The sequence below is a fragment of the Allobosea sp. TBD101 genome, from assembly GCF_059817965.1.
The window spans coordinates 5,059,606-5,073,676 of the sequence record NZ_CM187543.1 but is presented as its reverse complement, the minus strand read 5'-3'; the positions used below and the strand labels follow the sequence as shown (position 1 = coordinate 5,073,676).

Annotated in this window: 14 protein-coding genes; 8 read left to right on the top strand and 6 right to left on the bottom strand. The window is 66.9% G+C overall.

Going from position 1 to position 14,071, the window contains the following annotated elements:
* Positions 1-54 precede the first annotated feature (54 nt).
* The 3 genes from AC6RIC_RS24625 to AC6RIC_RS24615 form a co-directional block, all read right to left on the bottom strand.
* A complete protein-coding gene (locus AC6RIC_RS24625) occupies positions 55-1,524 on the bottom strand; it encodes a M81 family metallopeptidase (protein ID WP_499734321.1) in 1,470 nt (489 codons plus the stop codon).
* Positions 1,525-1,710: 186 nt separating this feature from the next.
* Positions 1,711-3,252: an ABC transporter substrate-binding protein gene (locus AC6RIC_RS24620; RefSeq protein WP_499734320.1), complete on the bottom strand. Its 1,542-nt coding sequence runs from the start codon at positions 3,250-3,252 to the stop codon at positions 1,711-1,713.
* Between the two features lie 49 nt (positions 3,253-3,301).
* A complete protein-coding gene (locus AC6RIC_RS24615) occupies positions 3,302-4,450 on the bottom strand; it encodes a C45 family autoproteolytic acyltransferase/hydrolase (RefSeq protein WP_499734319.1) in 1,149 nt (382 codons plus the stop codon).
* Positions 4,451-4,543: 93 nt separating this feature from the next.
* Between AC6RIC_RS24615 and AC6RIC_RS24610 the strand changes: the two genes are divergently transcribed.
* On the top strand, positions 4,544-5,443 hold the full coding sequence (locus AC6RIC_RS24610) for a GntR family transcriptional regulator (RefSeq protein ID WP_499734318.1): 900 nt from the start codon (positions 4,544-4,546) through the stop codon (positions 5,441-5,443).
* Between the two features lie 20 nt (positions 5,444-5,463).
* Here AC6RIC_RS24610 and AC6RIC_RS24605 read toward each other — a convergent pair whose 3' ends face one another.
* Positions 5,464-6,246, bottom strand: a complete 783-nt coding sequence (locus tag AC6RIC_RS24605; RefSeq protein WP_499734317.1) for an IclR family transcriptional regulator — start codon at positions 6,244-6,246, stop codon at positions 5,464-5,466.
* A gap of 142 nt (positions 6,247-6,388) precedes the next feature.
* Between AC6RIC_RS24605 and AC6RIC_RS24600 the strand changes: the two genes are divergently transcribed.
* From AC6RIC_RS24600 to AC6RIC_RS24570, 7 genes are all read left to right on the top strand, one after another.
* Positions 6,389-7,051, top strand: coding sequence for an amino acid ABC transporter permease (locus AC6RIC_RS24600; protein WP_499734316.1), 663 nt, complete (start codon positions 6,389-6,391; stop codon positions 7,049-7,051).
* Positions 7,048-7,698, top strand: coding sequence for an amino acid ABC transporter permease (locus AC6RIC_RS24595; protein WP_499734315.1), 651 nt, complete (start codon positions 7,048-7,050; stop codon positions 7,696-7,698). The genes AC6RIC_RS24600 and AC6RIC_RS24595 overlap by 4 nt, the downstream gene beginning before the upstream one ends.
* Positions 7,685-8,416: an amino acid ABC transporter ATP-binding protein gene (locus tag AC6RIC_RS24590; RefSeq protein WP_499734314.1), complete on the top strand. Its 732-nt coding sequence runs from the start codon at positions 7,685-7,687 to the stop codon at positions 8,414-8,416. The genes AC6RIC_RS24595 and AC6RIC_RS24590 overlap by 14 nt, the downstream gene beginning before the upstream one ends.
* Positions 8,417-8,455: 39 nt before the next feature.
* Positions 8,456-9,238 carry a transporter substrate-binding domain-containing protein gene (locus AC6RIC_RS24585; RefSeq protein ID WP_454658568.1) on the top strand — a complete coding sequence of 261 codons (783 nt, stop codon included), beginning with the start codon at positions 8,456-8,458 and terminating at the stop codon, positions 9,236-9,238.
* Positions 9,239-9,471: 233 nt separating this feature from the next.
* Positions 9,472-10,509, top strand: a complete 1,038-nt coding sequence (locus AC6RIC_RS24580; protein ID WP_499734313.1) for a succinylglutamate desuccinylase/aspartoacylase family protein — start codon at positions 9,472-9,474, stop codon at positions 10,507-10,509.
* On the top strand, positions 10,509-11,453 hold the full coding sequence (locus AC6RIC_RS24575; protein WP_499734312.1) for a threonine ammonia-lyase: 945 nt from the start codon (positions 10,509-10,511) through the stop codon (positions 11,451-11,453). Before AC6RIC_RS24580 ends, AC6RIC_RS24575 begins: the two co-directional genes overlap by 1 nt.
* A 43-nt stretch (positions 11,454-11,496) precedes the next feature.
* Positions 11,497-11,964, top strand: coding sequence for an MmcB family DNA repair protein (locus tag AC6RIC_RS24570; RefSeq protein WP_454658565.1), 468 nt, complete (start codon positions 11,497-11,499; stop codon positions 11,962-11,964).
* Positions 11,965-11,977: 13 nt separating this feature from the next.
* On the opposite strand, the gene AC6RIC_RS24565 is transcribed toward AC6RIC_RS24570, so the two are convergent.
* Positions 11,978-12,544: an ActR/PrrA/RegA family redox response regulator transcription factor gene (locus tag AC6RIC_RS24565; protein WP_454658564.1), complete on the bottom strand. Its 567-nt coding sequence runs from the start codon at positions 12,542-12,544 to the stop codon at positions 11,978-11,980.
* An 84-nt stretch (positions 12,545-12,628) separates the two neighbouring features.
* Positions 12,629-13,981 carry an ActS/PrrB/RegB family redox-sensitive histidine kinase gene (locus AC6RIC_RS24560; RefSeq protein WP_499734311.1) on the bottom strand — a complete coding sequence of 451 codons (1,353 nt, stop codon included), beginning with the start codon at positions 13,979-13,981 and terminating at the stop codon, positions 12,629-12,631.
* Between the last annotated feature and the right edge of the window lie 90 nt (positions 13,982-14,071).

Below are 14,071 nucleotides of genomic sequence, written 5' to 3'. Positions count from 1 at the left end.
TGGCCCTCATCGGGTCATGCTTCTTCTCTCCTGTTCCTTTCGGGTGCGGTGGCGTCAGACGACGAGCCGGCCCGGCGGGAGCGGATCATGCGGCCAGAGCGGCCGGTTGATCTTGCGATAGGGATATTTGCGCACGTCGAGATGCGAGGGCCCGCCGCCATCGGTGTAGATCACCTCGCTGGCGATCGGGCCGTAGGCCGCATGGAAATGGTTGGTCGACTTGACGCTGACGATGCGCTTCTGCGTCGGGTCGATGCCGACGCTGGTGAAGATCTCCAGCCCCAGCGCCTGCGTCCGGTGCGAGAGCAGCGCGACATCGATGCCGTCGATGCGGATGCCGACCGCGTTGCCGATCGGCACCTTGGCGGTGCCGAAGCTCTGGGTGCCGTTGCGGATGGCGCCGAGCACCGTGACCTCGCCGTCGACCGGCGTGCCCGAGGTCGAGGCCGCCTTGCCGCCGAAGCGCAGCGGAATCGTCGCGCCGACGCCGGCCGTCAGGCAGAACTCGACCGCGACCGGGTCCCAGACCGGGCCGACCGCAGCATCGCCGATGCCACGCTCGCGCAGCCGGTGGATGATGTTGGTGTTGTCGGAGGCTGCGCCGCCGCCGGCATTGTCGGTGGAATCCGCGATCACGCGCGGGCCGTTGGCGGCGCCGCCGAGCGCGCGGTCGAGCGCCTCGTCGAGCGGCGTCACCGGCGGGGCGAACTGGCCCTTGAGCGAGCGGAATTCCTCGCCGAGCTTCGCGGCGAGCGCATCGCCTTTCGCCTTGTCGTTGTCGGTGATGACGAGGACGCGGGTGCCGATCTCCGGCACGTCACCCTGCTGGAAGCCATGCGCCAGCGAGACCGAGAGAATGCCGTCCTTGCCTTCGAGCGCGCTCATCCGGTCGACGAAGGAGCGGCCGGGCTCGCGCGTCGTCGGCACCAGCTCGATCATCCGGCAGTCGTAGAGCGACATCACCGGCTTGATCTCGCCGCGGATCGTCCGAAGGATGATGTCGACCAGTTCCTCGGCCCGCTCGACGAAGTCGATATGCGGGTATTCCTTGTAGAGGATGACCGCATTGGCGAGGCGCACGCGCTTCTCGGTCAGATGGCAATGTGGATCGAGCTCGACGCCGATCGGCACGGATGGGCCGACGATGGCGCGGACATGCTCGAGAATGTCGCCTTCGCAATCGTCATAGCCATGCGCGACCATGGCGCCGTGCAGCCCGAGCAGCACGCCGTCGACCGGCATTGCCGCCTTGAGCTGGACGAGGATCTCGTCCCGCATCTCCTCGTAATCGGCCTTGGCGCAGGTTCCTGACGGCTCGGCCCAGAAGCAGGAGCCTTCGATCAGCTCGAAACCCTCGCGCCTGGCGCGCTGCCGCGCGACATAGAGCGGGGCGGTGGTGTGGGTCGCCCGGTCGGGGTGCTTCCCCGCCGGGAAATAGGCGGAAGCCTCGAAATTGGCCCGGGATGTCGGGATCGGAGAGAACGTATTGGTCTCGGTTGCGAGCGACGCAGCAAACAGGCGCATAAGCTACCTTTCCGACAATGTGATCGTCATGTTCGGTTGGCCGCGAAGGCCATGTCAAGCTGCAGCGCGAGCAGAGGGGATTGCAGATGCAGCATTGATGCGGTGCACCTCATTATTGCGAATGAGGCGCATTCGTATTTGATGATTGTGGCTTTGCCGTAAGCCCGGCCGAATGAATGTGACGGCTCACTTCGCCAGCGTGACTTCCCACATCCGCAGCTTGGACTGCCAGGGCTGGAAGCCGGAGATGGCCTTGCTCATCGCGACCGCGTCGAGTCCGTTGTAGAGGAAGATCAGCGGCACCTCGTCGATGACGCGGCGATGCAGCTCGTCGAAGATCTTCTGCCGCTCGGCCTTGTCGGAGATCAGCATCGACTTGTCGATCAGCGCCTGCGCGTCCGGATTGTCCCAGACCTTGCGCGGCTGCTTGTCCTTCGGACCGGAGAACTGTTCGAAGGCGATCGCGGGGTCGAAGCGAGCCGAGAACGAGAAGGACTGCATCTGGTAGTTGCCCTTGTTGAACCGGTCGAGCTGCGTCGCCCAGTCCAGGATCTCGATCTCGGCGTTGATCCCGACAGCCTGCAGCATCTGCTGCCAGACCACCGCCGCCGGGAAGCTCGGCACGGTCGGCCGCTTGTTGGCGAGGATCACGATCTTCTCGCCCTTGTAGCCGGCCTCCTGCAGCAACTGCTTCGCACGGGCCGGATCGTACTTATGGCCCTGTTTCTCGACCTCGCCGAAATAGCCGGAGGTCGAGTAGATCGGCGAGTTGTTCGGCGTGGCCAGATTGTTGGAGGCGGCTGCGACCAGCTCGGGATAGTCGAGCGCGGCCGCGATCGCCTGGCGCAGCTTCTTGTTGCCCATCACGGCGTCTTTGGTCTGGATCAGGAAGATGTGGCGCACCGCATTGGGCGCGACCGCGACCTTGAGGCTCGGCACCTTCTTGAGCTCCTCGACATCGCTCGGCAGCGTCTCGCTCATCTGAACCGCGCCGGAGATCAGCGCTGCCTTCACGGTGGCGGCATCCTTGACGACCAGGAACTTGACCTCCTTGAGCAGGGGGCGCTTCGAGCCGACATAGCCGTCGATCTTGCCCTGGCCGGGCGACTGGTAGCCGTCGAAGGCGGTCATCGTGAAATACTCGCCGCGCTTCCATTCGCCGAACTTGTAGGGGCCGGTGCCGATCGGCTTGTCCCAACTCCCATCGGCCTTGACGGAATCCTTGTGCAGGATCGCGGTCATCGCGCAGTCGGTGCGGGCCATCGTGTCGAGGAACAGCGCGTTCGGCTTGTCGATGGTCATGACGAAGGTCTTGGCATCGGGCGCCGAGACGGATTCGACCTTGAGGCCGCTGCGCCCGTCGAATTCCGACGTGCAGCGCCACTCGGTCTTCGGGTCCATGTAGCGGTTCCAGCTCCACAGCACGTCGGCCGAGGTCAGCGTCGCGCCATTGTGGAACTTCACGCCCTCGCGCAGCGTGAAGGTATAGGTCCTGCCGTCGGCGGAGAGATCGACCTTCTGCGCCAGCAGCGGCGTGGCATTGCCGCCCTCGTTATAGCCGACGAGCCCCTCGACGAGCTGCAGCGCGAAATCGTCGGTGCTGTCGTCGCGATTGACGCCAGGATTGTTGCTGCGGATGTCGGCGGCGACTGCGACGGTGATCGACTGGGCCGCGGCCGGGCTCGCGCAGGCTGCGAGCAGGATGGCAAGGGGAAGTGGGCGTCTCATGGCATCGGCTCCCTCAAGGTGTCGCCACAAGCGGCGCGATCGGTCTCGGTCAGGCGGCCTGCTCGGTCGCGAAAGGCTCGCCGGTCAGGCTGTAGCAAGTGAAATGCCGGTTGAGCGCCGGCAGCGGCGCCACCTCCATCACGCCCTTGCCCGGTTCGAGCAGGATCATCGCCACGCTGGCGGTGATGTCGCCGCGCTGGCCGGGGCGCGGCGGGCGGCAGACTGAAAAGGGCGAGAGGAAATCGTCGAACAGCGCGGCCTTCAGGTCTTCGCGGCCGAGCGGTCGGCGCGGCTCGTTCAGAAGATTGCGGACGCGCCAGTCGCGATAGGGGCTGTCGGGCGCGCTGGCGAGGCCGGTCTCGCGCAACTTCGTCAGGGCCGTCGGGTTGGTCCAGTGATTGGCATGCACGATCAGCCCGTCCTCGGGCAGGATCGGGAAGGCCTCGTCCGGCGCGCATTCGAGATCGATACCGAAGCCCTTGTCCTGGCTCAGCATCATGTTGGTCGAGCAGGCCTTGGGCGTGGTCGCGACCACCTTGATCGCCAGCGCCAGATGCTCCTGTTCCAGCGCCTTGCGGCGGACCAGCGCCAGCGGCACGCCTTCCTGGCAATAATCGCGGTCGCTGCGCAGGTAATTGCCGGTGACGCAGATGCCGGCCTCGTTCATGCCGTGCCGGCCCAGCCCACCGGCCTCGACGAAGGTCAGGAGGTCCGGCCCGTTCTTTCGCTGCACCCTGAGCACGATCGCGGTGTTGGCGCATTCCGGCTGCCAATCCCAGTTCTGGCCCTGGATGACGCCGCCGGTGGCGCTGCGCTCGGGCAGGATGATCGCGCCGGTGCAGCCATCGTTGTCGGCCTCGTCTTCCTCTTCCTCCTCCTCGGCGCGGTTGGCGAGCAGCCTTGCCTTCGCGACGATCTCGGTACGGGCGTTGATCATGATGATCGCGTCGAGCGGCACGCCGGAACCGTCGGCGATGCCGCGCATCTCCTCCAGATAGGCTTCGTCGAAGGCGGCGATCCCTTGCCGGGCTTCGTCGATCAGTCTGCTGCGAAGTGTGGGGCTGGAACCCAGCCCGTCCAGTTGTCCGGAATAGAACCGGGCGCTGCCGGCGATGCGATCCGGCACCGCCGCGCCATAGCTGCGGCCGCGCTCGTAGGGGGAGCCTGAGACGGAAACGAAGGGGAACGGTTCGATCATGAGACACTGTCGTGTTTTTTGATTGACCAATATACACAGTGGCGCATCATTCCGCAGATTGTCAAATCGCTCCCCAAGAAGCGGAACCACGACATGGCCAGTAGCCTGCGCGGCGAGATCATCGGCGATATCCTGCGGCTGGCCCGTTACGAGGGCTGGCCGGTGGGCGCGGCCGTCGGCGTAAAGCCTTTGGCGGCGCGATTCGGCGTTTCGCGCACGCCGGTCAGAAGCGCGCTCCTGATGCTGGTCGAGGCCGGCTTGCTGACGCGTGACCAGGAGGGCTTCAGCCTGCTGCGGCCGGTCGATGATGTGGCGGTCGCCGCGCATATGCCGGCGCCGGCAGGCCGCGGCGAACTCTACCAGAGAATTTTGACCGAGCGGGCGCGAGGCGATCTCCCGACCGAGGTCACCGAGAATGCGATGATGGTGCATTTCGGCGCAGCCAAGGGCGATCTGCGCAAGGCGCTGATGCGGCTTTCGTCGGAAGGGCTGGTCCAACGCCAGCGCGGCCATGGCTGGCGCTTTACCGAGAGCCTCGATACGCCGGAGGCCATCCTCGAATCCTACGCCTTCCGCATCGCCATCGAGACGGCGGCACTGAGCCAGCCCGGCTACAGCGTCGATGCCGCGGAGCTTGACCGGTTGCGCACGGCGCATGAGGCGCTGATGCGCCGGCCAGTGGGCGCGGTCACGCCGCAGCTCTGGTTCGAGGTCAACTCGACCTTCCACGAGACGCTCGCCTCATGGTCGCGCAACCGCTTCTTTCTGCAGGCCGTCAGGCGTCAGAACGCATTGCGGCGCATGCATCAATTCGCCGATTTCTGGGAGCTGGAGCCGGAGCAGATCCTGCAATCCTGCCGCGACCACCTCGCCATCCTCGCCGCGCTGGACAAGGGCGACCGGCCGGGCGCCGTGAGACTGCTCGTCGAGCATCTCTCCGGGGCGGCCCGGGACTGGGAAGCGCAGCCGCCGGAGAGTTCAGAGCGGCCCTGACATACAGGCCTGCATCGCCGCTACAGCGACAATTGCGAGCCGGCCTCGGCGCAGCTCGCCTTGAGCGCTTTCAGGATCGCGTCTTCGTCGGTCGCGATGCCGTGGCGCTGCAGGCAGGGCACGAGGATCGCCGCTTCCGCATGCCCGCCCGGCCCGATGACCGGGCAGGCGATGTCCGTCACCGCCATGATGTCGCGGCTGGCGGCGACGCGATGTCCGAGGGCCCGGATCTCGGCGAAAATCCGCTCGGTCTCGGCCGCTTCGAGGCGCTGCTTGTCGGCCTCGGACGCCTCCCGCATCAACTGGCGCCTGCGCGTTTCGCTCTGGAAGGCGAGGATCAGCAGGCCGGAATTGGCGTCGAGCGCCGGCCGGCCATAGCCCGGCCTGACGATGACGCTGGCATCGAGATGACCCGAGGTCGTTGCAAGTACCACTGTCTGCGCCCGGCTCAGCACGACGAGGTGGGCGACCTGACCGCTCGTCTCGCTGAAGCGCTCCATCACCGGCAGCACGATCGAGGTGAGCTGGCGCCCGGCCGGCGTGCGGATGCCGAGGTCGAACAGCCGCCGCGACAGGCCGAGCCGGTCCGTCCCGGCCTCGCGGGCGAGATAGCCACGCTGCTGCAGCACGAAGACCATGCGGAAAATCTCGCTCTTCGAGCGGGCGAGGCGTTCGGCGATCTCGCGGGTCGAAAGCGGCTCGCCGACTTCGGCGAGGAGTTCGAGGATGTCGAGCCCCTTCTCCAGCGCCGGCGCCGCGTAGCTGCCCTTGTCTCCGTTCTCGGTATCCGGCAGGTCGCTCATGTCTCTCTGTTTCATATATGAAGCTTGACATCAAATAAGAAACGAACCTAGCCTCCCCGTCAAAGGGGAGGCGGATGGTACGATCGTCGGATCATATCGCAGGTTCTGGGGGCGTCGCGCCGCTGTCGCGAGGCGGCCGGCGATGAAATACGGCCTGCAGTTCCGCGATGTCTTCGCCGCCTGGGAATCGATCCTCGAAGGCGTCTGGATCACGCTGCTGCTGTCCGCCGTTGCGATGATCGGTGGCCTCGTCATCGGCATCGCCTGCGCCGCTGCCCGCGTCTATGGCCCGGCCTGGTTGCGCCGCATCGTCGGCACCTATGTCGAGGTCATCCGCAACACCCCGCTGCTCGTGCAGCTCTTCCTGATCTTCTTCGGCCTGCCGAGCTTCGGCGTCAGGCTCGACGGGCTCACTGCCGCGATCATCGCGCTGGTCATCAATCTCGGCGCCTACACCACCGAGATCGTCCGCGCCGGGCTGGAGGCCGTGCCGAAGGCGCAGGTCGAGGCCGGCCATTCGCTCGGGCTCTCCGGCCTGCAGGTCTTCCGCTATGTCGTGATGTTCCCGGCGCTGAAGGCGATGTTCCCGGCGCTCGCCAGCCAGTTCGTGTTGCTGATGCTGGCGACCAGCGTCGTCTCGCAGATCTCGGTCGAGGACCTGTTCCACGCGGCCTCGATCGTGCAGTCGCGCACCTTCCGCGATTTCGAGGTCTACACTGTCATCGGTGTGCTCTATCTCGGGCTCGCCTTCGCCTTCCGCGGCCTGTTCGCGGGCATCTATTACTGGGCGTTCGTCAGGCGATGATCCGGGAATTCGGCCTCATCGATGTGATGTACCTGATCGCGGCGGCGCGCTGGACGCTGGCGCTGACCGCGACCGCCTTCATCGGGGCGTCGCTGATCGGCATCGTCATCGCCATCGCCCGCATCTTGCCCTTCGCGCCGCTGCGTTGGCTCGCCGCCACCTATATCCACATCGTCCAGGGCACGCCGCTGCTGGTCTGGCTCTTCGTGATCTTCTTCGGCCTGCCGCTCGTCGGTATCTCTGTCAATCCGTGGCTTGCGGCGGCGACCGCCTTCTCGGTCTATGGCAGCGCCTTCCTCGGCGAGATCTGGCGCGGCGCATTGGTCTCGATCGCGAAGACGCAGTGGGAGGCCGGCGCCTCGCTCGGCCTCTCGCTCGGGGAGCAACTGCGTTACGTCATCGTGCCGCAATCGGTCCGGGTCGCGATCCCGCCGACGGTCGGCTTCCTCGTCCAGCTCATCAAGAACACCTCGCTCGCCGCGGTGATCGGCTTTGTCGAACTGACGCGCGAGGGCCAGCTTACGGCGGCCGGCACCTACAAGCCCTTCGCCGTCTACATCACCGTCGCCGCGATTTATTTCGCGATGTGCTTCCCCCTCTCGCAATGGAGCCGCTCGATCGAGCGGAAGCTCGATGTCGCTCGTTGAAATCCACGGGATCAACAAGAGTTACGGTGCCGTCCAGGTGCTGAAGGACGTCACGCTCGATATCGCCAAGGGCGAGGTCGTCGCCGTGATCGGCCGCTCCGGTTCGGGCAAGAGCACGATGCTCCGCTGCATCAACGGGCTGGAGCCGATACAGGCCGGGGTCATCCGCGTCGACGGCACGCAGGTCAACGACCCCGCGACCAATCTGCGCAAGCTGCGCCAGGAGGTCGGCATCGTCTTCCAGAGCTTCAACCTGTTTCCGCATCTCTCGGTCTGCGACAACATCACGCTCGCCCCGCGCGTCGTGAAGAAGCAGGCGCCGCAGGCGGCCCGTGAGGTCGCCCGCGAGGTGCTCGCCCGCGTCGGGCTGGAGGACAAGCTCGACGCCTATCCCGCGCAGCTCTCCGGCGGCCAGCAGCAGCGCGTCGCCATCGCCCGCTCGCTCGCGATGCGGCCGAAGCTGATGCTGTTCGACGAGGTCACCTCGGCACTCGATCCGGAGCTGACCGGCGAGGTGCTCAAGGTGCTCGAATCCGTCGCGAAGGAGGGCATGACCATGATCCTCGTGACCCACGAGATGGGTTTTGCCCGCCGCTTCGGTTCGCGCGTCGTCTTCATGCATGAGGGGCGCATCCACGAGCAGGGCCCGGCCGCCGCCGTGCTGGCCGAGCCGAAGACGCCGGAACTCCAGACCTTCCTCAGCGCAGTCCTGCACTGAGGCGGAATGCCAACAACATCAACGAGGGGAGAGAAGACGATGCGTTCACTGTTCGCTGGTTTAGCCGCCCTGGCCATCGCCGCCTTCGGCGCCGCCGAGGCCAAGGCCGACAAGCTCCAGGACATCCTGTCCAAGGGCGTGGTCCGCATTGGCGTGCCGCTCGATGCGCCGCCCTTCGGCTCGCAGGACAAGGACCGCAAGGCCATCGGCTTCGATATCGAGATGGCCGAGATGGTCGCCAAGGGCCTCGGCGTGAAGCTGGAGATGCAGCAGATCACCGGCGCCAACCGCATCCCCTTCCTGATGACCGACAAGGTCGACATCGTGATTTCGGTGATGGGCCTGACGCCTGAACGCGCCAAGCAGATCCAGTTCACGGCGCCCTATGCCAACACCTTCCTCGCGGTCTACGGCTCGAAAAGCTCGACCGTATCGAGCCCGGAGACGATCGGCTCGGCCCGCGTCGCCGCCGCCAAGGGCACGACGCAGGAACTCGCCATCTCGGCCGCTGCGCCGAAGGCCAGCCTCATGCGCACCGAGGACGACGCGACGGCCGCCGCCGCCTATATCACCGGCCAGGCCGATCTCCTCGCCACCAACTCGATCGTGGCGCAGGCGCTCGCCAAGCAGAATCCGAACAAGGAGTTCGAGCGCAAGTTCGTCATCCGCCGCAGCCCGGCTCATATGGGCGTGCAGATGGACCAGCATAATCTCGTGCGCTGGCTCGACGGCTTCATCTTCTTCAATTCGATGAACGGCGAGCTCGACCGGCTGCACCGCAAGTACCTGGACATGCCGATGGACCCGCTGCCGACGCTGTGAGGCGGCGGCACGCACTAGCCTTCCCGAACGAAACGCGGGGAACCCCTCTCCTGTAAGGAGAGGGGCAGGGGTGAGGTGTAGGCCGCTGGACCAGTTCGCATCACCTCACCGCAGCGGCGGTCAGGTCACCGCTACAGGTCCAACGGCCGACCCCTCACCCTGCCCTCTCCCTCCGGGAGAGGGTTTCCCGCGGTTCGTCCTGCAACCAAGCGCCTGACGTTGCCGAGCCCGCCATGACCAGCTCCCGCCCCAAGCCGACCCCGCGCCCGTCCAGCGCCTTCCTCACCGTCGATCTCGACCGCGAGGGCAAGCAGACCGGCTTCCTGATGATCCCGCATTCGCCGCATGACGACGCCTGGGGCGCGACCCGCGTGCCGATCGCCGTGATCAAGAACGGCACCGGCCCGACCGTGATCATGGAGGGCGGCAACCATGGCGACGAATACGAGGGGCCGATCACGATCTGCGACCTGATCCGCGATCTCGATCCCGGCCGCGTCCAGGGCCGCCTCATCCTGATGCCGGCGAACAATGTCCATGCCGTGATGGCCGGCCAGCGCACTTCGCCGGTCGATGGGCTGAACTTCAACCGCACCTTCCCGGGCGATCCGCGCGGCACCATCACCCAGCAGATCTCGGCCTTCGTCAGCGACCATATCCTGCCGATCGGCGATGCCTTCCTCGACCTGCATTCCGGCGGCTCCTCGCTCGACATCATTCCGAGCGCCATCGTCGAGCCGACCGATGATCCAGCCCTTCACAAGCGCAATGTCGCGGCGGTGCAGGCCTTCGACGCGCCGATGATGGTCGTGATCAGCAATCTCGGCGAGCCGCGCACCGCAACCGCCGCCGCCTGCCGCGCCGGGCTCGTCACGGTCGGGACCGAGATGGCCGGCGCCGGCACGGTTTCGCTGGAGGCGCTGTCGGTCTGCCGGCGCGGGGTCGCCAACGTGCTGGATCATCTTGGTGTTGTTGTGCGCGAGAAGCCGGAACCGAAGCGCGGCGACGGCCAGATCCTCGAACTGCCCGGCATCTCCGCCTACGTCTATGCGACGGCGGACGGCATCTTCGAGCCCTTCCACGCCAACGGCACCAAGGTCAGCGCCGGTGAACCGGCCGGGCGCATCCATTGCACCTGGGACCCGACGCGCCCGCCCGAGACGCTGCACTACGCCGCCGATGGCATCCTCTACGGCCGGCGCCAGCCGGGCCGGGTGAAGCCGGGCAATTGCTGCCTGATCGTCGCGGCGCCCTATCGCGGGACCCTGTGATGATCGCGCTCGACGATATCCGCGCCGCGCGCGAGCGCATCGCGCCCTACATTCGCAAAACCCCGACGCTGCCCTACACCAGGACGCGCGGCAGCGATTTCGGCGGCGACGTCACGCTGAAGCTCGAATTGCTGCAGGCGGCCGGTTCCTTCAAGGCGCGCGGCGCGATGAACCGGCTCCTGACCCTGTCGAAGGATGAACTCGCGCGCGGCGTCGTGACCGCATCCGGCGGCAATCACGGCCTCGCCATCGCCCGTTCCGCCCATGTCCTCGGTGTGCCCGCGACGATCTTCCTGCCGTCCAATGCCGCGCCGGACAAGATCGCGAAGCTGCGCGACTGGGGTGCGGACGTCCATATCGTCGGCGCGATCTGGGACGATGCCAATGCCGCCGCACTCGCCCATTCCAGCACGACCGGCGCGACCTATGCGCATCCCTTCAGCGATCCGGTCGTTGTAGCCGGACAGGGCACGCTCGGCCTCGACATCCTCGACGACATGCCGGATGTCGATGTCATCCTCGTCGCCATCGGCGGGGGCGGATTGATCACCGGCCTGTCGACGGCGGTGAAGGCGCTTCGTCCGCAGACGCGGATTATCGGCATCGAGCCTGTGGGATCGCCGACCCTCCATGCCTGCCTCGCCGCCGGCCGTCTCGTCGCGCTCGACCGACTGGAGACCCGCGTCGCCACCATGTCCTGCCGCCAGACCGACCAGGCGATCTACGAGGCGACAGCCCGAAATGTCGACGAGATCGTACTGATCACCGATGCCGACATGGAGCGAGCTGCGAAATCGCTCTGGTTCGAGTTCGGCATCGCGGCCGACCTGTCGGGCGCGGCGGCGTTGGCCGCGCTCCAGTCGGGGCGCGTTGCGTTGTCGGGTGGCGAGAAGGTCTGTGCGCTGGTCTGCGGCGCCGGCACGGATGGCTGCCTGCCGGTATAAGACCCGGCTTGCATTCTGAGAAACAAAGAGGGAACATACGTGTATGTCTCTCTCGGATTCCGTTCTCAATCCGCCACCGGCGCGGCCCGATATCACGCGCATCGTCTGCCGTGGCGCGGCGCGGCATCTGCGCGAGCGCGGCTACGCCATCGTCAAGGAGATGACCTTCGCCAATGGCCGGCGCGGCGACATCGTCGCGCTCTCGCCTTCGGGCGAGCTTTGGGTCGTCGAGGTCAAGTCCGGCATCGCCGACTATCGTGTCGACGGCAAGTGGCCGGATTACCGCGACTATTGCGACGGCTTCCTCTTCGCCGTCGCGCCGGAATTCCCGCGCGAGATCCTGCCCGACGATGTCGGGCTGATCGTCGCCGACGCCTATGGCGGCGAATTGCTGCGCGAGCCGCCGCGCCATCCCTTGAGCGCGGCGCGCCGCAAGATGCTGACCATCGCGCTGGCGCGGCTGGCCTCCAGCCGTCTGGCCGCGGTCGAGGACCCCGAGGGCTCGGCCTGAAGGCCGGCTCGGATCAGCGTGGCGCGCGCTTCGCCAGGATGCGCTGCAACGTGCGCCGGTGCATGCCGAGGCGGCGCGCCGTCTCCGAGACATTGCGGCTGCAGAGTTCGTAGACGCGCTGGATATGCTCCCAGCGCACCCGGTCGGCCGACATCGGGTTTTCCGGCGGCTGCGGGCGGGCATCGCGCTGCGCGGCGAGCGCGGAATGGATCTCGTCGGCATCGGCGGGCTTCGCGAGGAAATCGAAGGCGCCGAGCTTCACGGCGCTGACGGCGGTCGCGATATTGCCGTAGCCGGTCAGCACGACGCCGCGCGCGTCGGGGCGGCGCTCCTTGAGACGCGCGATCACGTCAAGGCCGTTGCCGTCACCGAGGCGCAGGTCGATCACCGCGAAGGCCGGAGCGGCCTCTTCCACGGCAGCGATGCCGGCGGCGACGCTGTCGGCGATGCGGACTGCGTAGCCGCGGCCCTCCATGGCGCGGGCGAGACGGGTCAGGAACGGCTTGTCGTCGTCCACCAGCAGAAGGGACATGTCGGCCGCCGGGTCGGGCCTGTCGATTTCGCTCGCTGCATCCTGCATCGTCTTCTCCTTGCCGCTTCTCGGCGCGCTGCGGCTGCGCGCATTAGGGTTTCGGTTGGCTGTCAGGCTTCCTGTGAAGCCCGCTCAGCCAGGTTCATTTAAGGCCGATGCGTTCGCCTGGGTACCCCCATCAACCGGCAGATCGGCTTCGAAATCGTCACGGGACCAGGTGATCCGGATCGAAGCGCCGCTCGCGGGCGCTGGCCGGTTGGAGAATTCCAGCGTCGCGCCACCCCGCTCCAGCAGCGTCTTGGCGATGAAGAGCCCGAGCCCGAGGCCGCCGCCGGCGCGACCTTCCCCCGAGCCGCGCGAGAGATAGGGGTCACCCGCCCGCATCAGCACGTCGGGCGGGAAGCCCGGCCCGTCATCGGCGATCACCAGCACCACCTGGCTCTGGTTCCATTCCGCCGTGATCGCCACGGTCGAGCGCGCGAAATCGACGGCGTTGTCGACGATATTGCCGAGCCCGTAGATCATGCCGGGATTGCGGCGGCAGACCGGTTCCGGCTTGTTGCCGGTCATGGTGATCTCGAAGGGCACGCCGAAGGGGCGCTGCGGTCCGGCGGTCTCCTCGATCAGCAGGCGCAGGGTGAGCTGGCCGAGCGGGCCGGCATCCTCGTCCTGCAGGCTGGAGAGCTTGCCGAGAATGCCGCGACAGCGCTCGACCTGCTCGCGCAGCAGCGCGATGTCCTCGGCCATCTCGCCATCGGGCGGGGCGAGGCGGGTCAGTTCGCGGGCGACCAGCGCGATCGTGCCGAGCGGGGTGCCGAGCTCATGCGCGGCGGCGGCGGCGAGCCCGTCGAGCTGCGACAGGTGCTGTTCGCGCGCCAGCACGAGTTCGGTCGCCGCGAGCGCGTCGGAGAGGTCGCGCGCCTCCTTGGCGACGCGCCAGGCGTAGATGCCGGTGAAGGCGAGGCAGAGCACGAGCGCCACCCAGTTGCCGAGTTGGTAGAAGGCCGGCAGCACCGGCCGGTCCTCGCCGGCCCAGGGCAGCGGCAGGTGGTAGCGGCTGAGCAGGGTCGCGAGCCCCATCGCCAGCAGGCCGAGAACCAGCGTGCGCTGCGGCGGCAGGGCCGTGGCCGAGATCATCACCGGCGCCAGGAAGAGGATCGCGAACGGGTTCTGCAGGCCGCCTGTCATGAAGAGCAGGGCCGCGAGCTGGGCGATGTCGAAGCCGAGCAGGGCGGTCGCGGCCCTGTCCTGCAGGCGGTGGCTCAGCGGGAAGCGGATGCGCAGCGCGATATTGAGCCAGGCGGAGACCGCGATGACGCTGAAGCACCAGCCGAAGGGCAGGGGGAAGCCGAGGCCGAAATGCACGCCGGCGACGGCGAGGCTTTGGCCTGCAATGGCGAGCCAGCGCAGCCGAACCAGCGTATCGAGGCGCAGGTGACGGCTGGAGCGCGCCAGAACCGGGGCGGATAGGTCCGGGAAGCTCAAGATTCGAGGATCTCCTGCGCGGCGCCTGCCAACGGTTTTGCCTGCTTCATCCACATCGCAGGAAAATCTTAGCCTTTAGCCGGGTTGAAT

Coding starts and splice junctions, on each gene's coding strand:
- AC6RIC_RS24625 (WP_499734321.1), bottom strand. CDS start 1,524: ATGCGCCTGTTTGCTGCGTCGCTCGCAACCGAGACCAATACGTTCTCT.
- AC6RIC_RS24620 (WP_499734320.1), bottom strand. CDS start 3,252: ATGAGACGCCCACTTCCCCTTGCCATCCTGCTCGCAGCCTGCGCGAGC.
- AC6RIC_RS24615 (WP_499734319.1), bottom strand. CDS start 4,450: ATGATCGAACCGTTCCCCTTCGTTTCCGTCTCAGGCTCCCCCTACGAG.
- AC6RIC_RS24610 (WP_499734318.1), top strand. CDS start 4,544: ATGGCCAGTAGCCTGCGCGGCGAGATCATCGGCGATATCCTGCGGCTG.
- AC6RIC_RS24605 (WP_499734317.1), bottom strand. CDS start 6,246: ATGAGCGACCTGCCGGATACCGAGAACGGAGACAAGGGCAGCTACGCG.
- AC6RIC_RS24600 (WP_499734316.1), top strand. CDS start 6,389: ATGAAATACGGCCTGCAGTTCCGCGATGTCTTCGCCGCCTGGGAATCG.
- AC6RIC_RS24595 (WP_499734315.1), top strand. CDS start 7,048: ATGATCCGGGAATTCGGCCTCATCGATGTGATGTACCTGATCGCGGCG.
- AC6RIC_RS24590 (WP_499734314.1), top strand. CDS start 7,685: ATGTCGCTCGTTGAAATCCACGGGATCAACAAGAGTTACGGTGCCGTC.
- AC6RIC_RS24585 (WP_454658568.1), top strand. CDS start 8,456: ATGCGTTCACTGTTCGCTGGTTTAGCCGCCCTGGCCATCGCCGCCTTC.
- AC6RIC_RS24580 (WP_499734313.1), top strand. CDS start 9,472: ATGACCAGCTCCCGCCCCAAGCCGACCCCGCGCCCGTCCAGCGCCTTC.
- AC6RIC_RS24575 (WP_499734312.1), top strand. CDS start 10,509: ATGATCGCGCTCGACGATATCCGCGCCGCGCGCGAGCGCATCGCGCCC.
- AC6RIC_RS24570 (WP_454658565.1), top strand. CDS start 11,497: ATGTCTCTCTCGGATTCCGTTCTCAATCCGCCACCGGCGCGGCCCGAT.
- AC6RIC_RS24565 (WP_454658564.1), bottom strand. CDS start 12,544: ATGCAGGATGCAGCGAGCGAAATCGACAGGCCCGACCCGGCGGCCGAC.